The organism is Desulfobacterales bacterium (genome assembly GCA_030066985.1).
Lineage (GTDB): Bacteria > Desulfobacterota > Desulfobacteria > Desulfobacterales > JAHEIW01 > JAHEIW01.
Genome location: JASJAN010000010.1, coordinates 18,783 through 43,304, shown reverse-complemented (window position 1 = coordinate 43,304; position 24,522 = coordinate 18,783). Strand labels below are relative to the sequence as shown.

Genomic DNA, 24,522 nt, shown 5'->3' with positions numbered 1-24,522 from the left:
CCCAGAATAACCAATCTGTCATTTTGGGGTTTAAAACCTCGTACCTTTGCCCTATCTAACCGTCATGGAACCGCGATCCTGCTGGTTCGCCTCCAGGCGGCTCATCCGGGAACCTCTGTTGAAATATCTGTCCTGGCTTTAATCTGACCGTTTACCGTTTCGTATGTATTTGCGCGTTAAGACAATCGCAATACTCATCAAAGATGAAGTACATACATCGATGTTCGTAGCTTGATTTTTCGAAAAAGCTACATTTTTCCTGTTGTTTGGAATCTTCAGCGGTACAGACGGACATTTTTTCCTTTTTACAATAGTTGGTTTCAGAACAACTCATCTCTATGTCTCCTGTTCCGGCCATAAAATACCGCATCCACGGAGCTTGAATCTATTGTTGCAAGCAGCGTAGTCAATAGATATGACCCTATTTCTAAAAGCAGAATTCATGCCAAATTTTCTATTAAAAACAATCTTTTTCATTTCGTGAATAAGTGCGAAACGTTAGCCAAAATTTCAGTCGGGCTAGTCATTGGTAATTGGTCGAAGGCTGTCAAATCATTGACTATCAGCACATTCGCCGTTTGAATTATGATCAATCCATGATTCTTGGGTCATACGGCCCAATTACCCAAAGTCGAATCTTCAGGTTGAACTTTAACGTTAATCTGATTATGTTATCCTTAATTTCGGCAATTTTTACCGAAAATTAGGTATATATTTTCTCATGGAATGGGAAAAAATATGGAATGGCTCGAAGAGAAAAAACGCCAAACACAAATTAAAAACAGGTCAAAAAGTGACGATAAGGCTTATTTTGGTTATGAGCGCATCAGTGCTACTGCTAAAACCGATCGGGTTATTCAGCATTTTAACTCGGTAGCCCGCCACTATGATTTCATGAACACCCTGTTAAGTTTCGGTATACATTACGCCTGGAAGCGCACAGCTGTCAGAATGATCAATTTGGCCCCTGGCAATCGCATCCTGGATGTCTGCGGCGGCACCGGCGACCTGGCGATTTTGGCTGCCAGAGCAGTCGGTTCTGCCGGTCGCGTTGTTATTTATGACCTCAATCGGGCCATGATACAGGCCGGCATCCACAAAGTGATTGGCACCGATATTGAAGATCGGATGGGGTACATCCAGGGAAATGCCGAGTCGATTTCTTTTCCTGACCACCATTTTGATACCGCCATGGTGGGTTTTGGCATTCGCAATGTGACGAATATGGAAAAAGGATTTGAAGAAATGTACCGCGTGTTGAGGCCTGGTGGGAAACTCATGTGCTTGGAGTTTTCCAAACCCACCTGGCCTGTATTTCGCTGGCTTTATGATTTTTACTCGTTTTATATCATGCCGTTTCTGGGCCAATTGATTGCCGGAAACCGCAAAGCCTATACCCATTTGCCGGAGTCTATTCGTATGTTTCCGCTGCCGGATGAACTTGCAGCGTTACTCACCAAAATTGGTTTTTCACAGGTAACATATCGCAGTCTGACCAACGGAATCGCTGTTATTCATCTGGCAGTCAAATAATAATTAAAACCCAATATTGAAATTCGTAAAATGAAACTGAACAGATTAGAGCGCTGGTTTGTAAACAGTCCGGTCAGACACATTAAGCAAAATCTAGTGATGCAGTGGTTTAGAGGCACAGTCGCTTTGAAGACCGGCAGTACCATTTTAGAAGTGGGCTGCGGGCGGGGAGTCGGTGCCAACCTAATCCGCAAGGTGTATCAACCCACCCGACTATATCTTCTAGATTTGGACCTGCAAATGATCCTAAAGGCAAGCCGCCGTATACATGGTCACAACGGCTGCCGCATTTCCCTGTGTGTTGGTGATGCGACCCGGCTACCTTATGCAGATCAATCTCTGGATGCCGTATTTGGCTTTGGATTTTTACACCACGTTCCTGCTTGGAGAGATGGCTTGGCTGAAGTTAACCGGGTGTTAAAACACGGTGGCGTCTATTTTATGGAAGAATACTATCCCAGTCTGTATCAAAACTTTATCACCAAACATCTTCTCGTCCATCCGCAAAAAGATCGCTTCAATAGCCAGGACCTGCGCCGCGCGTTTCAAGACGTCAATTTAACACTAACCCACAGCTTTGAGCTCAAAAGCATGGGCATTTTGGGGGTGGGCGTTAAAGCCGACAGCCAGTCCATTTCCTGCGCCCGCCATGAGGATGCCTGCAAGGTGGTGTTAGACTGAACCAGTTGAATGGCCAAAGCTTTGTGAATGCCGCTATCCGACAGTTTGACTTCAACGGTGCGCAATTTTCATTTTGCACACCGTTGCCGTTTACCTTATTCGCTCAGCGCAACGATTGGATGGCAGTCGATCTTGATATCCGATATGCCCTCGAAAGTTTCAACCACTTCTCTGATTTCCTTTACAAAACTTTCCTCAGCGCAGATGGCCGCTTCAGTGTCAATATAAGCGGTCTGATTGTCAACACAGACGCTGATGTCCGGTCCTACGTCTATAAGCGCCTTGTTTATGGCGGCACTCAAAGCCAGATCTTCGATCTGGCGCTGCGATTCAGGGGTTGTTTTGAAATGCTCCTTGGAGACAGTGTCGCAAATCAAATCAACGGCGTCATCCACCGTTAGTTGCTTGATGTGGACAACCAGATCGTACAGACTGGGATCAGCCGTATCAATCCCGTAAAGGCGTCGGCTCCATTTGCGACGCTCTTCATCGTCTTTTTCAAGCATGCTGCGAGCTTCTTCGGCATCGATGTTCTTGCGCTCCATTTCCAGCTGAACCCGATCTTCCATATCCGACAAGACCCTTATCTTAAGTGCGTGCGGGACGTCTTTGACAAAAAAATGGCCGGCAAGGCCGTGATAGACAACGCTGTCGACTTTGAGGTGCTCTAAAAGTGCGGATTTGATGTAAGCGATATATTTTTCTTCTTTGCGGTTCAAGCGCTCGAGCATACCGGGTGCATCATGAATGGCATGCTCCAGCTTTAATTCGGGTATATTGTGTTCCTTGGACACTTCCAGAAGCAGATCTCTTGAGATGCATTCGTAACCCAGCTTCTGAGCAACTTTTTCGGCAATTTCTTTGCCACGGCTGTAAGATCCTCTTGAAATAGTAATAACGGCCATATCTTCCTCCTATGTTTGCAAATAATGGTGTTGATGGTTAATGATAGACAACGCACCGCAAAGCTGTGGTGGAGACCGAACAGGATCGTTAAAGGCGCGATCCGTCAAAGTAGAGCGAACCACTTCCAGTTCAGACTGGCTGAATCGGTGCTTGTTTAATTACAGGAGCTAGGTGAATAGTCAGGTCGTTACAGGGGGTGGCCCATGTTCGTGGCACAAGATGTGCTTTTTGCGGAGCGTATCGTGGAATTGATCAACATTTATGGCAGTTCGTTTATCCATAAAAACATTATACACCTATTATTTTTAATCTTCAAGCGCATGGGGGAAATTTCCAGTTTTCGACCGAAGCGTCACAATAGGTTCCAAATTATGCTGGACAGGGATAAACGACGTCTCTACTAAAAACACTAAATCGGCTTTTAGGGCGTTAGATCTTGTTTGAGGGCTCCCGCAAAATGCGGGATTTCACATTTATTTTTAATAAATTAAGGTGTTCAAAAGGCCGTGGGCCGCTTCAAAAATTGACCTTATTCAAAAATAATAAACTCGTTTCTGAGCGCCCAGGTTTTGGTTCAGGGCACGGCGTCCCGTGAATTGAAAAGGGAGCGTACACGAAGTACGTGAGTATTTCAATTCGCGGGACAACACCGCCCTGGGCCAAAAGATGAGTGCTCAGAAACGAGTTTTAGTGTTCGACAGGGAAGGTCATCGAAGCCCCAAACCACCCAATAACCGTAATCATCGGAATCATCGCCAGCACGAGCAATAGATACAAAATGCTGGCGCCCTGGATGGAATCGAGGACATTCGGATCGGAGATGCGCCAGACAAACAGAATGATCTGGGTGGCCAATAGGCAAAGGGTCAGCGGTATTTTGATTTTGACGGGTCGCATGGGTTTGGCCAGGTAATTCAACCACCAGGTGTAGACGCCGGTGGCAATGCCGACAGCGGTAAACAAAATGCCGCCCGCCAGGCAATGCAGGGCAGTGACCTCCAGGGACTTTATGCCGGTCATCAAATACAAAATGTTAAAAACCGACGTGGAAAACGTAAAAACAATCGGAAAATGAACCGTCATCGGATGGGGATGCCGTCTGAGGAAAGGCTGCTTTTCCAGCAGCCGGGCCAAAAAGCGGGGCATCTCAGGTTCGTCTGCAATTGCTTCTTCTTTCAGCGTGCCCACCTGGGGGTATCTTTCTAAAACATCGGGCTCATGCGGCGCCCCCTGTATATCAGCCGTTAAATCTTCGCCGGCATGATGGCGCTTCATATGCATGCCATTTTTCCACAATTTGCTGTTGGTCACATCATAGACGTTGCCCTTGTAAGCAATATAAATGGGGCGCCCATCTTTGCCATCGTATTTTTCAAGTTCGGCCTGGTCAAATTCCTGCATTAAAAACCTCCTCAGAATTCCTTCATCAAAAGAGCAACTTAACAACCACAACAACCAGCATCGCCAGCGGGTAATAACTGGCTTTGTTAAACAAAATCATGGCATGAGAACTTTCATCTGTTCGAAATAATGTGATGGTCGGCAGCAATAAAAAATAAAACCCCACCAGCGCAAAGCCAATGATAAACGGAAGCCCGAAAGTGATCGGAGACAAGGTTAACAATACTCCCGACAGGATCAATGTCAGCATAATGGAGCCGAATATGATAGTGTTGGCCTGCTCAAGCCCAAAACGAATGGGGATAGTGCGGGCGCCGAAACGCACGTCCTCTTCCAGATCGATCCAGTCATTGGGAACGTTCTGGCCGCCGACTTCCCAGAAAAACAGCAACAAAAATAGGACGAGCACAAAAGATAGCGCCGGATTCGGATCAACCGCATATACGGCTGCAATCGGGCCGGCGGCTTTGACAACCCCGCTGACAATGGTCCGCGAAGGGCTGACATTCCACATATAGCAGTAGATCGTTTCAAGAACACAACCGCCAACAAAAATCAATACACAAACGGGATTTAACAGGTAGGCACCAATAAGGGCCAGCAGCGACCAGGCCACCGACCAGACAAGCCCTTCTTTAAAACTCAGCAGCCCGCGCGCCATTGGGTGGCGTACAAGCTTGGCATCGAGATCATGGCAGTCCTCGATCTCACGCAGATTCCCCTGTTGAAGCTTCTTTTTGTCTGAACGGTAGCCTACCACGTCATTGAGGGCATACACTGCCGTATATCCGGCAAAAACAGTAATCAGCCCCAGGGCAATAATCCTAAATGAAGGGAAATGGCCCAGCCATAGCAGTGATGCCAGCGCTGCAGTGGACATATCCAACAAGCCATGGGGGGTCCTGGAAAGCGCCCAAAAAAGCTTCAGGCGCTCAAAGCCGGTAAAATCATACTGGCACGAGGTTTCGGCCATTAACTCTTTCCTTGTATAGGAATGCGTTTTTTTACCACAGAGAACACTGAGAGCACAGAGATTCAATCCCGTGTGGAGTATTAATTTTTAAAATTTTCTCTGCGTGCTCCCTTCGGTCTGAGCTCAGGGTCGAAGACCGTGACCTCAGTGGTGAAGTGTTTTTTTTGCCTTTATTCTTGTAGCTTACAGTCTTCATCCCATTCCGGACAGGCGCTCTTTCTATCAGCGGTATATTTTTCCATGCATTCACCGCATTCCATGTCAAAATTGGCAACCTCGCCGTATTTTTCTTTGATTTCCTCAGGTGTGAGTGTTGTCAGCTCGGTGCAGCCACACTGTGGACAGGCAGTTTTAACCTTGTAATACTTTCGGGCCATGTATTTCCTCCTTCTCTTTCAACGCAACAGCTCCTATTATCAGTTTCTGTGAGATAGCCTTTTCAAACAGTTTACTTTTAAATCGCACTGTAAAAAGGTCATGTTTTTTTCTGAAAGGCGCTATGCTTTTTTTAATTAATGAAGTTGATCGGGGACCGATATTTGGGATGATTGGCATCCACGCCTTTACGTTTGGAAGGTCGTGTATTTAATCCGAAATATCGGGCCGTAAGCAATTTGCTTATCATAGCGCTTGTTGAACACATTAATTTTTACATTTTAGAAGTGAAATCCCGCTTAGCAGGAGAAAAAATGACATGACCAGCTTTGCTTTTATATATTTTTAATTGCCGATAGCCAAGCTAAATTCAAACATCATCAAATGTTTTGAATTGACCCTGCAGCCACCGGTCAAATTCTTTTTCCGTTAAAATATTATCTTCCAGTACAACCTGCCGTACGGTTTTACCTGACTCATAGGCTTTTTTTGAAACCGCAGCAGCCTTATCATATCCAATCTTAGGTACCAGCCCCGTTGCCAGCGCCAGACTTTTCTCGATGTAGCCTGCACAGGCTTCTTCGTTGGCTGTGATGCCATCAATACATTTTTGGGTGAACACGTTTGCCCCTGCCGCCAGCAGCTCAATGGATTGCAACAGATTGTAAGCGATTACCGGCAGCATCACGTTAAGTTCAAAATTACCGCCCTGCCCGCCCAACATAATAGTGGTATCATTGCCCATTACCTGGGCCGCCACCTGGATAACGGCTTCGGGTATCACCGGGTTGACTTTACCCGGCATGATGGATGAACCCGGCTGTAATGATGGCAGGTTGATTTCACCGATACCGCAGCGCGGGCCCGAAGCCAGCCAACGAATGTCGTTGGCGATTTTAGTCAGGCTCACTGCCAGGGTTTTCAGAGCACCACTGGTCTCTACGGCGGCATCCTGGGCAGCCTGGGCTTCGAAATGATTGGCTGCTTCCTGAAACACAATCTTTGTATCAGAAGAAAGCAGGGCAATAACCCGGCTGGCAAATTCAGAATGGGTATTGACGCCGGTGCCCACCGCCGTACCACCCAAAGCCAGCTCGCCAAGCCGGTCTTCGGCCGCAGCTAATCTTTGAATCCCCAGTTCGATCTGGCGGGCATAGCCGGAAAATTCCTGGCCCAGTACCATGGGAACCGCATCCTGTAAATGTGTTCGGCCAATTTTATGGATGTTGGCAAAGGCTTGCGCTTTTTTCACAAGCGATTTCTGAAGCGATTGAAGAGCGGGAATAAGATTCTCACGGATGGATAGCAGGGCAGCGATATGGATCACCGACGGGATCACATCGTTGCTCGATTGGCCCAGATTGACATGATCATTGGGATGGACCGGTGTTTTGCCGCTCTTTTTACCACTTAAAATCTCATTGGCGCGGCAGGCTACCACTTCGTTCATATTCATATTGGTGGAAGTACCGGATCCGGTCTGAAAGACATTAATGACAAATTGATCGTCAAGCTGACCGTCGATGACTTCTTGCGCGGCGCTTTCGATAGCGTCGGCCAGCTTGGCATCTAACAATCCCAGCTCTTTGTTTGCCCGCGCGGCGCACTTTTTAACCAAAGCCAGGGCGTGAATAAAGTTAGCCGGAATGGTTAAGCGACCAATAGGAAAGTTATCAACCGCCCGTTGGGTTTGGGGCCCATAATAGGCTTCTTGCGGAACCATGACGGTTCCCATGGTGTCTTTTTCTTTCCGATATTTCATCATCAATGGCGCGGGGAGACGATTTACCGGGTCGGCATGCGCTCAATATTGGCCCTGAGCTGAGCGATTTCAATACCGAGGCTGACACATTGCTCGCCGATCATGCACTTTTCGGCATCCCCTTCTTCCAAGAAAGTCTTCAGCTCAATCTTATCTTTTTTAAGATCCACCACCCAGGAATTTTGATCCTTATCAAATTCGACGTTGACATCAATACCGCATTGCCCAATATCTGGATACAAGGCAATTATTTTTTGGCAAAGTTCTTCTTTGGTAATCATGAGCAGCCTCCTTTTATCACAACCTCAGATTCGAGGAAATAGCTTTTTATTCAAGGCAATAATTTCACGTATGTATAAAATAATTCATCATTTACTAAATTCAAAATAATAACAGCATAAACTCGATTGGTTCAAAATTTATCATTTCATTTCTTTGGCCGCTGGCTGCTCAAACCGCAAAACTCGAAACGCGTAACACGCAACGCTGAAATTTGAACTCTTAACCTATATTTTTGAACTGAAACCTGACACCTGACACCTAATTTTGATTAGCGCCTTATACCAATGGCCCGACGCACTCGGTCAAGCATGGGTTCGGCTATCGCGCGTGCTTTTTCAGCACCTTGTTTCAAAATAGCATCCAGATGAGGTTTATCCGCCAGCAGCTTATGGTAGGTGTCCCGGTGTCGGCCAAAAAACTCGCTGAGCAGCTCATACAGCTCCTGTTTGATGTCACTGTACGCCAATCCCCCTTCGTGATAGGCCTTGCGCCGGGACGCGATGGTATCCTCAGCGGCAAAGTGTTTATAGATGCCAAACACATTGCATTCATCCGGACTTTTGGGATCTTCCGGGTGTTTGGAATCTGTAACAATTCGCATCACCTGTTTGCGCAGGAATGTGTCATCGGCAAAGATGGGGATGGTGTTATCGTAATTTTTGCTCATTTTGCGGCCGTCAATACCCGGTATGGTCATCACTGTTTCCTGTATCAAGGCTTCCGGCAAGGTCAACACATTCCCACAGATGCTGTTAACAGCATCTGCAATATCTCTTGCAATTTCTACATGTTGACGTTGATCCTGGCCCACAGGCACCCAATTCGCGCCGTAGATTAGGATATCAGCCGCCATCAAAACCGGATAATTAAACAAACCGGTATTAATATCCGCATCGGACTGTTTCCCAGCGTTAAGATTGGCAGCGACCGCTGCTTTATAGGCGTGTGCCCGATTGAGCAATCCTTTGGCGGCAAAACAGCTTAAAATCCAGGTAAATTCATAAATCTGCGGGATATCGGACTGGCGAAAGAAAATGACCTTGCGGGGATCCAGCCCCAAAGCCAACAAGGTAGCAGCAACGTCATAGACATGCTGATTCAAGGTTGCTTTGTCTTTGACGGTGGTCAGGGCATGATAATCGGCCACAAAATATAAGGTTTGATAATTTTCAATCAGGTCAAAGGCCGGCTTGATCATCCCTAAATAGTTGCCGATATGCAGTGTTCCGGTTGGCTTGATGCCGCTTAAGGCAATATTGTTCACCCTGCACCTCTTTAAACCGTCAATATATAGTCCAAGATATTAAATTTAATGCTGAAAGAGCGGTTGACAAGGTTGCTTCGGCTCAAAAAAAATCATATAGATTGCCTAATGCGAGTTAAAATGAATGGCGGCTTCGCGTGAGCAATAATAAAAAGGGCAGAATTCCTCAACCTTAGACACATTTCAGGAAAGGAATAAGGATTTAAGGTAAAAGAGGGGTGACAAAGGCTAAAGTAAAAATTGATCATCATGCTGTGGGTCGTTCCATCTTAATGGCAAACATCAGCAAGGCCGGGATGACAAATATGGTGAAGATCGTTGAAATGGCCAGACCGCCTAAAACCACGCTGCCCAGTCCTCTGTAAAACTCCGATCCCGGACCGGGCACCAACACCAGCGGCAGCATGCCGAAAATGGAAGTGGCCGCACTCATGTAGATTGGTCTCAAGCGGGTGCGCGTGGACATCAGGACCGCTTCTTGATACGTCATACCGTTGAGACGCACGTTGTTTAAGGCCTGGTGGACAATCAAGATGGCATTGTTGACCACCACACCGACAAGAATGATAAACCCCAGCATGGTGAGAATATCAAAGGGCTGGGGCGCAACAAGCCAGTTAACCAGTTTCAGCCCCAAAAGCCCGCCGACCGCCGCCAGCGGCAGGGTAAACATAATGATCAGCGGATAAACAAAATTCCCGAACAGAGCGGACATCAGCAAATAGGCGATGATCGCCGCCAGGATAAAATCCCACTGCAGGGTTTGACGTGCGTCGGTTAACTTGTCCGCCACACCGCTTTGTCGAACATCGGTGCCGCGCAACATGTTCTGTCCGTTCATCGGCTGAATAATCCGGGTGGTAATGGTTTCCATGGCTTCCTGCAACGGAATGGAAAACGGCGGGGTCACCTGCAACGTAATGGTACGCTGGCGTTCAAGATGACGGATCTGGGTGATTCCGGTGGTTCGCTCCAGCTTGGCAAGGGATGAAATTGGGACAACGCGCCCACCGGGAATGGCGATCATAGAGTGATACAGTTTTTCCGGCGAGTGAATGTCTTCTTCGGACGCTTTTAAAATCAGGTCGATTTTTTTCTGGCCTTCTTCTTTGAAATTCCCGATATCCCTGCCGTCCATAAGGACATCTAAGGCAACACCGAAATCCCTGGCCGTCATGTCAACCGCTTTAAGACGATCGCGCAGCGGCACCAGGCGCGCCTCGGGAAACAGCAGCTCCAGCGACGGCACCGGTCGTATCTGTGAACCGGGAATTTCTTTCATGATAGCGCCAAACATGGCCCCGGCCACCTGGACGATTCGATTGAGATCATCGCCGCTAATGTTGACCTCGATGGTCCGGCCGCGTCCCAGGGAAGTTTGAAAGACACCCGCCTGGGTGCTGACTCCGAACATACCGGGAATGGAAAAAATGGTGCGCGTGAACAACGGCAGCAATTCGCCGGCGCGCTGTTCATGGGTACTGATGGCACCAAATAGCATGATTTGCTCAGCGCCCACGTAAAACATATTTTTAATGCCCGGAAATCCATTGTGGTCTTTGCCGATATAGGGCGCATTGACCCGATAAATATATTCCCCGATGGCCTTGCGCTCGTCAAATGACAGACCCGGTGGCGGAATCAACAGGCTAATTACCAGATTGCGGTTGCCGTGCGGCAGATACTCCGCTTTGGGAAGCAACATCATGGAACCGAAAATCGAGACCAGGCTGAAAATGATTACTGTAGCGATTCGGGTGATCCAGTTGTGGGTGACCCACTTGACCAGCGACATCAACCCGTCAATCAGGCGCGAGCCTCCGCCAGACAGCAATTCTTTTGTGGAACGGGATTTCATCGGTTTGCGGGTCAACTCATAAAGCTGGCGCGCAAACATCGGTATCACCGAAACAGAAACAAAAAGGCTCAGCCCAACGGCAAAAGTGACGGCGATGGCAATATCGCGAAACAGCTGGCCGGCTTCTTCCTCCATGAAGATGACCGGTAAGAACACGGCGATGGTCGTCAGGGTGGAGGCTAAAATAGCGCCCCAGACTTCACGGGTCCCATCATAGGCGGCCTCAAAAGCACGTTTTCCCATATTGCGATGGCGGTCGATGTTTTCAAGCACCACAATGGCACTGTCGATCAGCATACCGACGGCAAACGCGATGCCGGCCAGGCTGACCACATTCAAACTGCGCCCCATCACATGCATAAACGTAAAGGTTCCGATGATGCTGATCGGAATGGCTGTGGCCACGATAACCGTAGAGATGATGCTTCTTAGAAAAAGCAATAATACAATGATGGCCAGGGTTCCACCGATAAGGATATTTTGACGCACCAGATTGATGGCGCCCCGAATGTAGGGCCGCTGATCATACACCCAATCGAGCTTGATGCTGTCGGGTGCCAGTTTTTCAGTATTCAAACGCTCGACCACTGCTTCCAGACGGTCGGATAAATCCAGGATATTGGCGCCCGGCTCCGGCTTGACCCCGATGGCAATCCCTTCTTGACCCAGGTGCAACATGGCGGTGGTCAATTTTTCATAACCGAATTCAACTGTCGCCAGATCCGATACCCGAATACGCTGCTGGCCGGTGGAGCGAATCACAATGGATTTGATATCTGCGGGTGATCGAAATTCACCCGTGGCCCGGATGCGGTAATCCCGCCGCCCCACCCCCATAATGCCGGCGGAAATGTTAATATTTTCAGCACGCAAAATATCGATCAGCTCGGATATGGTCAGCCCGAAAGCCGCCAGTTTTTCCGGTTGAACAATGATATGCATCTCTTTTTCAGTGCCGCCGCCGATAAAAAGATCGGCGACACCGGCGGTACGCTCTATATATTGACGAATATTGTTCTCAAAATAGGTCCGATACTGATAGGGCGACTGTTGATTATCACCCGTCGTCTTTAGCACCATCCAGATCACTGGTGAGGTAGCGGCACCAGTAGCGGTGATAACGGGTTTATCGACATTTTCCGGATAAGAAGGGACCTCGTTGAGCTTGTTTGAAACCCGCAGCAGGGCATCATCCGGATCAGTCCCGAGGCTGAACCTCAGCGTCACGCTGCCACGGGAATTAAATGATTCGCTTTCCATTTCCACCAGCCCTGGGATGCCCTTTAATACTTTTTCCTGCTCTTCGATAATTTCCCGCTCAACTTCGTAAGGCGTGGCACCGGTCCAAGTGGTGGTGACGCTGATTTCCGGTTCGATCACGGTGGGGCTTAATTGATATGGCATCCTTATTAGACCGATGATGCCAAACAAGACGATGAGAATCACACCCACGATCACGGTAACCGGTTTTTCGATGGAGAATCTAACAGCATTCATAGACACTACCGTTAATTATTATCCGTTATTTGACATTAGAGTCAGATGAATTTTGAAAAGACAATACATTAGGTACACATCTTTGTCCAAGTCGGAGGCTTCCATAGGCACGGCAGTTAAGGGCGAAGCTATAGTGAACTATGCTTCGCCTTGAATAATCCGCCTGAGGCGGACCTATGGAAGCCCACGGCTCGCCCGCGGGGTGAAAATAAATGAGAATTTAAAAGAATTATTTTCCGATTTAATCATACAGAAAATATTCTCATTTATTTTCATACAAAGAAGTGGAGACCATTTGACCGTTGCGTAACCGCTCATTGCCCTTGACCACCACCTGCATACCTTCGGCCAGACCCGCACCTTCTATGCCGGCAACCAAACCTTGATAGCCGATAACCTTTACCGGGATCATCTGGGCTTTGGATTCTTTAACCGCATAGACGACAACTTGACCAAATACGGTTATGACCGCATCCCTGGGAACCACCAGCGCTTTGCGGGGCTGACCAACCGGCAGCACCACTCTGGCCGACATGCCTTCTATGAGCGCCAGTGTGTTCGGTGTTCGAATTTTGACTGGAAACGTGCGGGTAGCCACATCTCCGCGGGGCACAATTGCTATAACCGATCCCGTTATCTCCTTGCCGTTGATGGTCGCTTGGACCGGCATCCCAACTTGAACATAAGGAATAAATTTTTCAGAAACATCGGCCACAATATCGACCACATCATCTTTGGCCAATACAGCCACCGTCGCCCCTTCTGCAAGCCATTCCCCGCGGTCTACATGGCGTTTGATGACAACCCCGTCAAACGGAGCCCGAATCACTTTTTTCTGCAGCTCAATTTCAATGCGCTCTACCTCTGCCTTCAGGGAGTCCGCCCGCTTTTCAATTCCTTTAACCTCAAAACGGTCTTCGTCATAAGATTGTTCAGATATCGATTTGGTTTTATAGAGCTTTTCCATGCGCTTGAGCTCAATACGTGCAATTTCAAGCTCAATTAAAACCTGTTCGTAAGATGCCGATGTTCCCAAAAGCCGCTTTTGTAGAATATCCGCACCCAGTTTGATGAGAACTTGATTCTTTTTGATATGCTGGCCCTCCTCAAAGCGCACCTCTTCCACCCGTCCGCTCACCTCAGAGGCGACATCGGACACCTCTTCATAAAATACGGTTCCGATAAATTCTGTTTGAGGGCTAACTTCACCGGTTTTTACCGGTGCGACACTAACGACAGCAGGAGGCGGACCTTTTGGTTTGTCCTGACCCCAAAGAGCCGTAATACAGAAGTTTAATAACAATCCGCTTAAAATCAAAACGCACAAAACTCGTTTTAATCTGGTGAACATGCATGCCTCCAAGCTGCTGATTGAATGTGCGGGTTTACGAGTAGGATTACCATCAAAATTAGCCAAAAGTCAATTAAATGGGCTGGTTGTAATTGGACTAAAATAAGGATATTTACAGGTATGACAAGTAGATAGGTTAATTCAAAGAAGACTTTAGCTTCAAGTGAGGAGTTGAATGTTTTTCAAAAACTATCCAAAAATAGTGGATCACGTCCAAAGGTCCGCCTCCGGCGGATTAGATGCATTTTTGAGATAGCTTTTAGAATAGGTGGGCAACATCCTGGATAATCAATTTAATCTCAGCACCAATTGCTTCGAGTGCTTCCGGCTCAATTCCCAGAATTTTAGCAGATTCCAGCTCCTCAAGATCCACTTCTTCGTCAAAGAGACTGTAACCGATATTGCGGGTCAGCAGGTTGATCACATGCACCACCAGAAGCTCTTTTTCGGTTTCCGGTTTCGGCGCAAGGTTTTCGTGCCGGGTAACAACTTTTACGACAATATCATCAAAACCCCAGCGACGCAACAAGACGCCACCGATACTCAAATGACCCTGTTGGATATTGGCCTGGATAACATCGAAGTTGATTTTTCTGGTTTTGGAAATGTTGGTAAATGCCTGCAGCAGCAAACACTTGCCAACATCATGCACCAGACCCATCAGGAAATAATTTTCCGGATCATCCAGTTTCAGGTGTTCGGCGATGAGTTTGGCACCGTAAGCTGATGCGAGTGAATGCACCCATAGTTTATCCATTAGAATTCTGAATTGGGCCCGATCGGTCTCGTAGAGGCTTTTGTTGGCAATGGCAATGACAAGGTTTAGCGTTTCTTTTAGCCCCAGGCGGGGGATGGCTTCCTTTAAATTTCTGATTTTGTGAATACCGCGATAGATCGGGCTGTTGGCAACCGATATCAAGCGCAACGATATCACCGGATCTTTCTCGATAACAGCCGCAACATGATCTGCCGTTGAATTGGGCTGTTGGATAACCCCCTTTACCTCTTTGACGACCTGCGGCATTACCGGCGGCAAAATTTTGCCCGAATTGAAATCCTGAATGATTTTGGTAAAAATCTGCTTAATGGAGGCTGTTTCTTTTTTCAGCAGAAAATCATCGGATTGAGCGGACGTGGCTTCGACAAACTCAGCGAATTGCTCGATCAGTTCAGGGTCAAAGTGTTTGCCGGCGTCATTTTTTATGGCAGCAAGCGCATCAGAGGTGCTGGCAGCCGGCTCCTTTGAATACGGGTAAATCATGGTATCCAGTTCATTGAACAGACAAAGAATGCGCCCCCCGAGCGGGATATCTTCGCCGCTCAGGCCGTCGGGATAGCCGCTGCCGTCAATGGATTCATGATGGTGCCGAATAAAAGGCAATATACCTTTAAGGGAGCTCATATTGGAAAGAATGGTTTCAGCCACCACCGGGTGTTTTCGCATCTGAACTTTTTCCTCATCGCTTCGATCATTAGGATCACTTAATAAGAGCGTATTCGGGAAAAAAACCATCCCAAAATCATGCAGCAAACCGGCAAGATAGAGATCAAAATTTTCATTTTCCGGCAGCAGCTTGTATTGCTCACAAAAATTAGCGCTGTTATCGGCTACGCGTTTGGAGTGTTTTTTAAGAGATCCATCTTTTTCTTCCATAATCGTCAAAAGGGTGTTGACCAGCTCCAGAATCCATTCTTTAAATTCGGATTCAGATCGAGGTAATGCAAATGATGTCATCAAATATTCCTTTAACAAATCGTATTGCTTGCAATTTAGAAAAATAGCTATAGAATCAATACAACTATACATATAGCATAGCATTTTATAGATGAAATATCCATAAGATAGCATAGTTGCCAGCCGGCCAAATAAAAATTGACAGGTATAGGGCTTTCTCTTATGATCGCCATGTAAAGTTTGGTTGTTGACCCTCATTTTGAATTAAAAAAGGTAAATTCACAATGGAGCTAAGTGCCGCCTGGAATGCCGAGTATATTGAGGCACAATATAAACGGTGGAAAACGGACCCCGCCAGCGTTTCCAAGGACTGGCGCTTTTTTTTTGAAGGATTTGAACTGGCGGCTTCCGGAATCCCTCAAGCCGGTGAGGGCTTTGAGGAAGAACAGCTGTTGCGGCAATCACGAGTCGAATCGTTGATTTATGGGTACCGCGATCTGGGCCATCTGCTGGCCTGTCTTGATCCGCTGGCAGCCTGCCCGACCTCGCATCCTCTGTTGGATCTGGAGGCCTTTAACCTAAGCCCGGAGGATTTGGAGCGCGACTTTTTTACCCGCCGTTTCACCACGGCCGGACATGCACCCCTGAAAGATATTATTCAGGCGCTCAAAGAGACCTATTGTCACTCCATTGGTGTGGAATTCATGCACCTGCAGGACCCATCGGAGCGACGCTGGCTTTTGAACCGCATGGAACCGGATCGCAACCAGCCCCGTTTGGAGGCGGATGCCAAACAGCGCATTTTAAACAATCTGACCCAAGCGACTTTGTTTGAACATTTTTTAAATAAAAAATATATCGGCGTCACCCGTTTTTCCCTTGAAGGGGGTGAAGCCTTGATTGCCGCCCTGGATTTTTTAATTCAGCATGTGGCTGAATTCGGCGGTAAAGAGATCATTCTCGGCATGGCGCACCGCGGCCGACTAAATGTTCAGGCCAACATCCTCCAGAGGCCCTATGAAGATATCCTCAGCGAGTTTGAAAGCTGCTATAACCCCGAAGAACTCGTCGGTGCCGGCGATGTGAAGTACCACAATGGTTACCTGGCCGACCTTAAAACCGCCAGCGGTCAACAGCTGCGCATGTTTTTAATGAACAATCCGAGTCATCTCGAAGCGGTTAACCCCGTGGTTGAGGGATTTGCCCGTGCCCGCCAGGATCTGACCGGCGACAGCAGCGGCGCTCAGGTTCTGCCCCTGTTAATGCATGGCGACGCCGCCTTTGCGGGACAGGGCATCGTTGCTGAAACCTTGAATATGTCGCAGCTGCAAGGCTATAAAACCGGCGGCACGATTCACATCATCATCAACAATCAGATTGGTTACACCACCCTTCCCGAAAATGCACGCTCCACTCGATATTCCACCGACATCGCAAAAATGCTGATGGTCCCCATCTTTCATGTGCACGGCGAAAATCCCGAAGCGGTGGTGCATGTCATGCAGCTGGCCGCGGATTACCGCCGCGAGTTTGCCAAAGATGTGGTCATCGATCTGGTCTGCTATCGCCGCTATGGACATAATGAGGGCGATGAACCTTATTTTACCCAGCCCGGTATGTATGACCGTATCCGACAGCGCCCCTCTTTACACCAGCTTTATGCCGAGCAGCTAATTGCCGAGGGCATTGCCAAACCCGAAGATCTCGATAAGCTCACAACGGAAATCAACAGCCGCTTGGACCAGGCTTATGAGACCGTTCACGGCAGTGAATGCCCGTTTCCCGATTCCCGTTTTTTTGAACAATGGGAAGGCATCAGTGCCACTTATACCGATGAGACCATTCCTACTGGAGTCGATAAAGACGCCCTGATCTCGCTGGCCCAAAAAATAAATACGGTACCGGAAGCCTTTAACCTCAACCCCAAATTGCAACGGCTGCTTAAAAAGCGCTTAGAATCGGTTGAGCAAGGCGAGGGTATTGATTGGGCCAATGCCGAGTCGCTGGCGTTTGCGTCTTTGCTCATAGAAGGCTTCGCTGTACGTCTCAGCGGCCAGGATAGCGGGCGCGGCACCTTTAGCCAGCGTCACAGCACTTTGATTGATATCCAGAATGAAACACCCTACCACCCCTTAAATTCAATCGATACCGAACAGGCCCGCTTTGATGTTTATGACAGCCTTTTATCTGAGGCCGGAGTGCTTGGTTTTGAATACGGCTATTCTTTGGCCAAACCCAACAGCCTGGTGATGTGGGAAGCGCAGTTTGGTGACTTTGTCAATAATGCCCAGTCCGTTATTGATCTGTTTATTGCCAGCGGTGAAACCAAGTGGCAGCGGCTCAGCGGCCTGACGTTACTGCTGCCCCATGGCTATGAGGGCATGGGCCCCGAGCATTCCAGTGCACGGCTTGAGCGTTTTTTACAGTTGTGTGCCGGCGACAACATCCAGGTGAGCAACCCGACCACACCGGCGCAATATTTCCACTTGTTGCGTCGTCAGGTCAAAGCGCCCTTTCGCAAACCCCATATTGTCATGACACCCAAGAGCTTGTTACGACACCCACTGGCGGTATCAACTATTGAAGACCTGTCTGGCGGACATTTTATGCCAGTTTTAGATGATCCCGCAGGATCTAAACAGGCATCAACGGTGTTGGTCTGCAGCGGTAAGATCTTTTACGAGCTGTTTCAAAACCGCAAAGAGATGGGCAAAACTGAGGTTGCCATCGTGCGGCTGGAACAATTCTATCCGTTTCCCGAATCGCAGCTCAAAAAGATATTCCAAAAATATCGTCAGGCCAAAAAATGGTTCTGGGTACAGGAAGAACCGCAAAATATGGGGGGATGGCAATTTGTACAACCGCGCCTGAACGCTGTTACCGAAAAATCATTCACATATATCGGCAGAAAAGCGTCTTCCAGCCCGGCTTCGGGCTTTCCTAGCCTTGCCAAATTGGAACAACAGGCGATCGTTGCGCAGGCTTTAGGCCCGCCGACCATCCGCAAGGGTAAAGGCAAAGCCGTGGCCGGATAGTTTGAGCCGGCCTGCAGCCGGTCTCAAACAGGTTTCAGGTGTTCCGCCGCAAGCGGATTCAGGTTTCAGATTTTCAGATTACAGAGGTCAGACGACAGATGAAAAACACTGTTAGATAAGACAACCGAATATCTTCTGCCCTCTGTTTTCTGTTCTCTGTCCCCTGGTATGACACCTGACACCTGATAGGGAAAAGTTCTTAATTTAAATACCGCTGATAATTTGTTGTAAATGAAAAAGAGGCACATATGATAATAGAGGTGAAGGTCCCCAGCGTGGGCGAATCGGTTACAGAGGCCTTGCTGGCCCAGTGGTTTAAAAGTGATGGTGATACGGTCCAAAAAGACGAGCCCCTTTTTGAGATCGAAACCGACAAGGTCACTTTAGAAGTTGTTTCTGAAGCTGCGGGCGCACTGGCCATCAAAGTTCAGGAAGGCGAAACGGTTGCCATCGGCGCTGTGGTCGGCACGATTGACACCGCGGTGGCGCCAAAACCTGCAAAAGCGCCGGCGGCACCGGAAGCACCTCAAATAAAGGAGGCACCACCCGCCGCAGAACCTCAAGCACCGGCACCGGAAACACCTTCGCCACCGACCCCGCTGCCACCGGAACCGCAATCCACACCTGCACCATCTAGACCATCACCTGATTTGGAAGGTCTGGCGCCATCTGTTCGCCGCTTAATCGCCGAGAAAAACCTTAATCCGGCCCTCATTTCAGGGAGCGGGCCCGCCGGGCGCATCACCAAAGGAGACGTTATCCTGTTTATGGAAGGGCTGCAGCCGCCAGCGACCTCTCCAGGCGATGCAGCCATTCAAAAACCCGTCCCAACCCAACTGCAGCCATCAGCTGATACACCACAGCCCGGCCAAGAAGTGATCACGCGCAAACCGATGAGCCCTATTCGCCAGCGAATTGCTTCTCATTTGCTGGCTGCCAAGCAAAATACGGCCATGCTCACCACCTTTAACGATATCGATATGACCCGGGTGATGGCGCTGCGTGCTCAGTATAAAGACAGCTTCAAAGAAAAATACGGCATCTCCCTGGGTATGATGTCATTTTTTATCAAAGCCTGTGTAGAAGCGCTCAAGGAATTTCCCGAAGTCAACGCTTATATCGATAATAAAGACATCATCTACCATCATTATTATCACATCGGAGTTGCCATAGGTTCAGAAAAGGGGCTGGTGGTTCCCGTCATCCGCCATGCCGATCAGCTCAACTTCGCCGAACTGGAACAGGCCATTATCGATTTTGTCAATAAAATAAGGGAGAATCGACTGGAACTGTCGGATTTGGAGGGCGGAACATTTACCATCAGCAATGGCGGTGTTTTCGGATCGCTGTTGAGTACACCTATTTTGAATATGCCCCAGAGCGGAATTTTGGGCATGCACCGTATCGAAAAACGGCCCGTGGCGATAGACGACCAGATCGTTATCCGGCCCATGATGTATGTTGCGCTCAGTTATGATCACCGCATCATCGATGGTCGTGAAGCCGTCACTTTTCTCAAACGCATCAAAGAATGTACCGAAAACCCGGAACGCATAATGATGGAGATTTAGTTATGGCTGAAAACAGCACCTATGATGTGATCATTATTGGCAGCGGACCCGGTGGGTATGTGGCTGCTGTGCACGCCGCCCAGCTGGGTTTGAAAGTCGCCTGTATTGAAAAAGCACCTCGCCTGGGGGGTGTTTGTCTGAATGTCGGCTGTATCCCCAGCAAAGCCCTGCTGGATTCAAGCGAATATCTGCAGCTCGCTAAAAGCCAGTTTGCCGATCACGGTATCAAAACCGGTCGTATCGGCCTGGATCTGGCGGCGATGATGGCCCGCAAAGAAAAAGTGGTTCAGGATCTGACTGAAAATGTCAAAAGGCTGCTTGAGGGCCATAAGGTGGAAATCATTGAGGGTACCGCGCGGCTAGCCGCGCCCGATCAGGTAACAATCGAATCGGGATCAGGTTCGTCAAAAAAAAAGAAAAAAACCACCTTATCCGCCAAAGCCATTATTCTGGCTACCGGCAGTGAAAGCATTTCTTTACCGGATCTGCCATTTGACGGCAGTAAGATTATCAGCTCCACCGACGCTTTAAAATTAGATGCGGTACCCAAACACCTGGGCATCGTCGGCGGCGGTTATATCGGTCTGGAGCTGGGTTCGGTCTGGTTGCGGCTGGGCGCCAAGGTGAGCGTATTTGAAATGCTGCCTAACATCGCCAGCGGCACCGACGGCCAGGTAAGCCGCAAATTGCAGCGGGTTCTTAAACGTCAGGGATTCAAATTTCACATGAATTCAAAGGTCACCCGGGCCAAAAAAATGGCCAAAAACATTAAAGTCGAACTGGAAACCAAGGGAAAAAAGGAAACGGTTACCTGTGATAAATTGCTGGTAAGTGTCGGGCGGCGACCCTTAACAAGCGGTCTGGGCCTTGAGGAAGTGGGGGTTGAAACCGATCCAGACGCCGGATGTGTAAAAGTGGACCAGGCCTATCGAACCAATATTCCGTCGATTTATGCCATCGGTGACCTGATTCCCGGCCCCATGCTGGCGCACAAAGCCTCGGCTGAGGGGATCGCGGTGGCCGAGATCATCGCCGGGCGACCGGGTGATGTCAATTACGACGCCATCCCATCTATCATCTACACCTGGCCGGAAGTGGCCAGTGTGGGTTTGACCGAAGAGCAGGTCAAAGAACGCAATATTCCCTATCGTTCAGGAACATATCCCTTCACCGGTGTGGCACGCGCTCGCTGCTTGGGTGAGACAGAGGGGCTCGTGAAGGTTCTTGCCCATGAAAAAACCGATCGGATTTTAGGCATACACATCATCGGGCCACGGGCAGCCGATATGATTGCAGAAGGTGTGCTGGCCGTCGAATTTGCCGGCAGCTCGGAAGATATCGCCCGCACCGTTCACGGGCATCCGACCTTTGCAGAGGCCTTAATGGAAGCCGCCATGGCCGTTCAAAGGTAATCAATCTATTCTTGGTGCATTATCAAATCGCCATCAAAATTCTTTTGGGGTACTAGAAACGATTTCAAAAATAGTAGATCATGCTCAAGGGCAAGGCGAAAACCGATTCAAAAGTGGAGCATACACGATAGTATTCGAGCATTTTGAATCGGTTTTTAACACAGCCCTTGGGCATTAGATGCATTTTTGAAATCGTTTTTAATCCTCGAAGAGGGGCGTGCTGATATACCTCTCAGCCGGGCTGGGGATAATGACCACGATGGTTTTTCCGCTGGATTCCGGGCGCTTGGCTACCTCAAGAGCCGCCTTCACCGCCGCACCGGAAGAAATACCACAAACAATGCCTTCCATTTTGGCCACTTGGCGCGATGTTTCAAATGCGTCGTCGTTGGAAACGGTCACCACGTCATCCAGCAGTGACTGATCCAGGACATCCGGTACAAAACCGGCACCGATTCCCTGAATTTTATGAGGTCCTTTTTGGCCGCCGGAAAGTACCGGTGAGTCGGTGGGCTCCACCGCAATGGCCTTAAAAGACGGTTTGCGCGGTTTGATGACCTGCGACACCCCGGTAATGGTACCGCCGGTCCCGACACCGGCAACCAGAATGTCGACCTGGCCCTCGGTATCCTGCCAAATTTCTTCCGCAGTGGTTTCGCGGTGAATTCTGGGATTGGCCGGGTTGTTAAACTGATTGGGCATAAAGGAATTCTTTTCGGATTCTAATATCTCCTGCGCTTTTTCGATCGCCCCGGGCATGCCATTGGCACCAGGGGTTAGAACCAGCTCCGCCCCCATGTGGATGAGCAGTTTGCGTCGTTCGATGCTCATGGTATCGGGCATCGTCAAACACAGACGGTAATTTTTAGCAGCACAGATAAAGGCCAACGCGATACCCGTATTTCCGCTGGTGGGCTCAACGATCAGAGTCTTCGATGTAATTGAACCATCCAGTTCAGCGGCGGCAATCATCGAAGCAGCAATACGGTCTTTAACGGTATTCAGTGGATTGTAAAATTCCAATTTGGCCAGAATCTCCGCATCCAGACCTTCATTAATTCGATTCAGCCGCACCAGCGGCGTTGAACCAATGGCGCTGCTGATAATAGAATGATATTTCATATCTAACCTCCCGTAAAAATGCTGCGCATTATTAGTTATTTGTTATTCTTTATTGGAAAACTGGATAGAACTGATAAAAAAACGAATAGAAGTTTTCGTGGCCGACTTAGATCATTATAGTAGAAAATTACTTTTAATTTCAGCCGAAGAAAACGCCGCCTAAGAACCACCAATAACCAATAACGAATAACCATTAACCAGACTGATGGGCTGCTTTGAGCTGCTCCCTCAACAGCTTCTGCTTCTTCGACTTATAGATCAGTCGCGGGGTCTCAATTACAACGGTGGTATCTGCAGGCACCGATTCGGTCAGCCACACATTGCCCCCGATGACCGAACGGGCTCCGATAAGGGTTTCTCCGCCCAAAATAGTCGCACCGGAATAAATGATAACATCATCTTCAATGGTTGGGTGACGTTTCTTACCTCTGAAGTCTTCAATGGTGCCCTTGGGAATGGATAGCGCGCCCAGTGTGACCCCTTGGTAAATGCGGACATTGTTGCCTATTTTGGTGGTCTCACCGATGACCACACCGGTACCATGATCAATGACAAAGTTTTTACCGATATTGGCGGCCGGGTGGATATCGATACCGGTTGTACTGTGGGCGTATTCGGTCATAATGCGCGGTAGTAGCGGCACCCCCATATTCAGCAAAAGATTCGCAATCCGATATACGGTGATGGCGAATATTCCCGGATAGCTGAAAATAACCTCATCAAAACTTTTGGCCGCCGGGTCACCATCGTAGGTTGCACGCACATCAGCTGCCAGAGCTTTGCGAAGCTTTGGAATGGCTTCCAAGAACTGAAGGGCCAGTCGGTATCCCTGCTCATCACATTCGCTGCAAGGTTGATCATATCGTAAACAATCGTGTCGAATACTGTGGCAAATTTGTTCGGAGAGCAGATCAAACAGGGCGGTCGCAGATTGCCCGACGGCGTATTTTAAATTGGCCGGATCAAGTTTAGCCTGACTGAAATATCCCGGAAAAAGAATTTCTCTGAGGCGGTTGATGATTTCAATGACGCCTTCCTGTGATGGTATCGGCTCATAATCGACGTGCGTGTAACACTCTTGATCTGTACAGCTCTGGATTATGTCCTCGGCAATTTCGGGCAAACGGGCTTTGATCGAGCTCAGATCATGGAAATCTATTTTGCACGTGTCTTGCTTTTTTTGTTCCACCACTGATTTACCTCCATACGTACTCACTTAAAATGGTATAGACGATGATCGCTTGAGCGGGCATTGATTTAGGTCAAATCAGATGCCCAATAAACAAAGCGCCAGGCACAACCGTCATTCCACAAACCCGGTAATGTATATTACCATGTGGAGATCTATCCATAAGCGCTCTGCGGTTTGAATCAGTTAAAATGAAAAAGCAGAGCTTAATCCGCCTTAGCAGGTTAATGAGCTCTGCTTTATACATCACATCATTGTGAAAAATTAAGGCAAGCCTTGTATTAAACAGATCCCTGTTAAAATTGCAGGACAGCCGCCATAGCATCATCATATTTTTTCTTCATCTCATCCTGAGATGCGTCAATTTCCTGTTTCTGAGGACCAAAATCCGCCGGGCACTCAGTTTGTAGTGTATTGACAATCCGCTCGATGTCTTCGATGTGTTTATGCAAACCCTCTACCTGGGCTGCAAGCTTATCTTTGTCGGCGCCACGAAGCTTATCGACTTTGCGAATCATATTGTACATTTTTGCTTTCCAGCCGTTAAGCTCAATTTCCATGGAATGGCAATAGTCTTTTACATCCATAGCTGCCCCCTTTCTAATTATCTGCAATCATCAGATACCGACTGAATT

18 protein-coding genes are annotated in these 24,522 nt (G+C 48.4%); 5 read left to right on the top strand and 13 right to left on the bottom strand.

Going from position 1 to position 24,522, the window contains the following annotated elements; translation table 11 throughout:
- Positions 1 to 738 precede the first annotated feature (738 nt).
- A complete protein-coding gene (ubiE, locus tag QNJ26_07045; protein MDJ0985283.1) occupies positions 739 to 1,533 on the top strand; it encodes a bifunctional demethylmenaquinone methyltransferase/2-methoxy-6-polyprenyl-1,4-benzoquinol methylase UbiE in 795 nt (264 codons plus the stop codon).
- Between the two features lie 30 nt (positions 1,534 to 1,563).
- Positions 1,564 to 2,214 (top strand): class I SAM-dependent methyltransferase, encoded by a 651-nt coding sequence (locus tag QNJ26_07040; GenBank protein MDJ0985282.1) that lies wholly within the window; start codon positions 1,564 to 1,566, stop codon positions 2,212 to 2,214.
- 95 nt (positions 2,215 to 2,309) lie between these two features.
- Here QNJ26_07040 and QNJ26_07035 read toward each other — a convergent pair whose 3' ends face one another.
- The 10 genes from QNJ26_07035 to QNJ26_06990 all read right to left on the bottom strand — a co-directional run bounded on the left by QNJ26_07035 (position 2,310) and on the right by QNJ26_06990 (position 15,618).
- Entirely contained in the window at positions 2,310 to 3,119 is an 810-nt protein-coding gene (locus QNJ26_07035; protein ID MDJ0985281.1) for a cytidylate kinase-like family protein, read from the bottom strand.
- Positions 3,120 to 3,807: 688 nt separating this feature from the next.
- Positions 3,808 to 4,521, bottom strand: coding sequence for a cytochrome b5 domain-containing protein (locus tag QNJ26_07030; GenBank protein ID MDJ0985280.1), 714 nt, complete (start codon positions 4,519 to 4,521; stop codon positions 3,808 to 3,810).
- A 25-nt stretch (positions 4,522 to 4,546) separates the two neighbouring features.
- On the bottom strand, positions 4,547 to 5,494 hold the full coding sequence (locus tag QNJ26_07025; protein ID MDJ0985279.1) for a UbiA family prenyltransferase: 948 nt from the start codon (positions 5,492 to 5,494) through the stop codon (positions 4,547 to 4,549).
- Between the two features lie 170 nt (positions 5,495 to 5,664).
- Entirely contained in the window at positions 5,665 to 5,871 is a 207-nt protein-coding gene (locus QNJ26_07020; protein MDJ0985278.1) for a hypothetical protein, read from the bottom strand.
- Between the two features lie 368 nt (positions 5,872 to 6,239).
- Positions 6,240 to 7,634: a class II fumarate hydratase gene (locus tag QNJ26_07015; GenBank protein ID MDJ0985277.1), complete on the bottom strand. Its 1,395-nt coding sequence runs from the start codon at positions 7,632 to 7,634 to the stop codon at positions 6,240 to 6,242.
- Positions 7,635 to 7,654: 20 nt separating this feature from the next.
- The gene (locus QNJ26_07010; GenBank protein MDJ0985276.1) at positions 7,655 to 7,912 is read right to left on the bottom strand and encodes a hypothetical protein; all 258 of its coding nucleotides are present in this window, start codon (positions 7,910 to 7,912) and stop codon (positions 7,655 to 7,657) included.
- 269 nt (positions 7,913 to 8,181) lie between these two features.
- Complete coding sequence (gene trpS / locus QNJ26_07005; GenBank protein ID MDJ0985275.1) at positions 8,182 to 9,177, bottom strand: tryptophan--tRNA ligase; 996 nt, start codon at positions 9,175 to 9,177, stop codon at positions 8,182 to 8,184.
- Positions 9,178 to 9,424: 247 nt separating this feature from the next.
- Positions 9,425 to 12,532 (bottom strand): efflux RND transporter permease subunit, encoded by a 3,108-nt coding sequence (locus QNJ26_07000; GenBank protein ID MDJ0985274.1) that lies wholly within the window; start codon positions 12,530 to 12,532, stop codon positions 9,425 to 9,427.
- Positions 12,533 to 12,794: 262 nt separating this feature from the next.
- Entirely contained in the window at positions 12,795 to 13,883 is a 1,089-nt protein-coding gene (locus QNJ26_06995) for an efflux RND transporter periplasmic adaptor subunit (GenBank protein ID MDJ0985273.1), read from the bottom strand.
- 259 nt (positions 13,884 to 14,142) lie between these two features.
- A complete protein-coding gene (locus tag QNJ26_06990; GenBank protein ID MDJ0985272.1) occupies positions 14,143 to 15,618 on the bottom strand; it encodes an HDOD domain-containing protein in 1,476 nt (491 codons plus the stop codon).
- A gap of 224 nt (positions 15,619 to 15,842) precedes the next feature.
- Between QNJ26_06990 and QNJ26_06985 the strand changes: the two genes are divergently transcribed.
- From QNJ26_06985 to lpdA, 3 genes are all read left to right on the top strand, one after another.
- Entirely contained in the window at positions 15,843 to 18,593 is a 2,751-nt protein-coding gene (locus QNJ26_06985) for a 2-oxoglutarate dehydrogenase E1 component (GenBank protein ID MDJ0985271.1), read from the top strand.
- A gap of 248 nt (positions 18,594 to 18,841) precedes the next feature.
- Complete coding sequence (gene odhB, locus QNJ26_06980; GenBank protein ID MDJ0985270.1) at positions 18,842 to 20,164, top strand: 2-oxoglutarate dehydrogenase complex dihydrolipoyllysine-residue succinyltransferase; 1,323 nt, start codon at positions 18,842 to 18,844, stop codon at positions 20,162 to 20,164.
- Positions 20,165 to 20,166: 2 nt separating this feature from the next.
- Complete coding sequence (lpdA, locus tag QNJ26_06975; GenBank protein ID MDJ0985269.1) at positions 20,167 to 21,576, top strand: dihydrolipoyl dehydrogenase; 1,410 nt, start codon at positions 20,167 to 20,169, stop codon at positions 21,574 to 21,576.
- A 198-nt stretch (positions 21,577 to 21,774) separates the two neighbouring features.
- Here lpdA and cysK read toward each other — a convergent pair whose 3' ends face one another.
- The 3 genes from cysK to QNJ26_06960 form a co-directional block, all read right to left on the bottom strand.
- Positions 21,775 to 22,698, bottom strand: a complete 924-nt coding sequence (gene cysK / locus QNJ26_06970) for a cysteine synthase A (GenBank protein MDJ0985268.1) — start codon at positions 22,696 to 22,698, stop codon at positions 21,775 to 21,777.
- A 193-nt stretch (positions 22,699 to 22,891) separates the two neighbouring features.
- Positions 22,892 to 23,890 carry a serine acetyltransferase gene (locus QNJ26_06965; protein MDJ0985267.1) on the bottom strand — a complete coding sequence of 333 codons (999 nt, stop codon included), beginning with the start codon at positions 23,888 to 23,890 and terminating at the stop codon, positions 22,892 to 22,894.
- 293 nt (positions 23,891 to 24,183) lie between these two features.
- Positions 24,184 to 24,474, bottom strand: coding sequence for a hypothetical protein (locus tag QNJ26_06960; GenBank protein MDJ0985266.1), 291 nt, complete (start codon positions 24,472 to 24,474; stop codon positions 24,184 to 24,186).
- Positions 24,475 to 24,522 lie beyond the last annotated feature (48 nt).

Excerpts from the sequence above, each read along its gene's own strand:
- QNJ26_06995 (MDJ0985273.1), bottom strand. The coding sequence starts at position 13,883 with ATGTTCACCAGATTAAAACGAGTTTTGTGCGTTTTGATTTTAAGCGGA.
- QNJ26_07020 (MDJ0985278.1), bottom strand. The coding sequence starts at position 5,871 with ATGGCCCGAAAGTATTACAAGGTTAAAACTGCCTGTCCACAGTGTGGC.
- QNJ26_06960 (MDJ0985266.1), bottom strand. The coding sequence starts at position 24,474 with ATGGATGTAAAAGACTATTGCCATTCCATGGAAATTGAGCTTAACGGC.
- lpdA (MDJ0985269.1), top strand. The coding sequence starts at position 20,167 with ATGGCTGAAAACAGCACCTATGATGTGATCATTATTGGCAGCGGACCC.
- QNJ26_07000 (MDJ0985274.1), bottom strand. The coding sequence starts at position 12,532 with ATGAATGCTGTTAGATTCTCCATCGAAAAACCGGTTACCGTGATCGTG.
- QNJ26_06990 (MDJ0985272.1), bottom strand. The coding sequence starts at position 15,618 with ATGACATCATTTGCATTACCTCGATCTGAATCCGAATTTAAAGAATGG.
- QNJ26_07025 (MDJ0985279.1), bottom strand. The coding sequence starts at position 5,494 with ATGGCCGAAACCTCGTGCCAGTATGATTTTACCGGCTTTGAGCGCCTG.
- QNJ26_07040 (MDJ0985282.1), top strand. The coding sequence starts at position 1,564 with ATGAAACTGAACAGATTAGAGCGCTGGTTTGTAAACAGTCCGGTCAGA.
- ubiE (MDJ0985283.1), top strand. The coding sequence starts at position 739 with ATGGAATGGCTCGAAGAGAAAAAACGCCAAACACAAATTAAAAACAGG.
- odhB (MDJ0985270.1), top strand. The coding sequence starts at position 18,842 with ATGATAATAGAGGTGAAGGTCCCCAGCGTGGGCGAATCGGTTACAGAG.
- QNJ26_07010 (MDJ0985276.1), bottom strand. The coding sequence starts at position 7,912 with ATGATTACCAAAGAAGAACTTTGCCAAAAAATAATTGCCTTGTATCCA.
- cysK (MDJ0985268.1), bottom strand. The coding sequence starts at position 22,698 with ATGAAATATCATTCTATTATCAGCAGCGCCATTGGTTCAACGCCGCTG.
- QNJ26_06985 (MDJ0985271.1), top strand. The coding sequence starts at position 15,843 with ATGGAGCTAAGTGCCGCCTGGAATGCCGAGTATATTGAGGCACAATAT.
- QNJ26_07030 (MDJ0985280.1), bottom strand. The coding sequence starts at position 4,521 with ATGCAGGAATTTGACCAGGCCGAACTTGAAAAATACGATGGCAAAGAT.
- QNJ26_07015 (MDJ0985277.1), bottom strand. The coding sequence starts at position 7,634 with ATGATGAAATATCGGAAAGAAAAAGACACCATGGGAACCGTCATGGTT.
- QNJ26_07035 (MDJ0985281.1), bottom strand. The coding sequence starts at position 3,119 with ATGGCCGTTATTACTATTTCAAGAGGATCTTACAGCCGTGGCAAAGAA.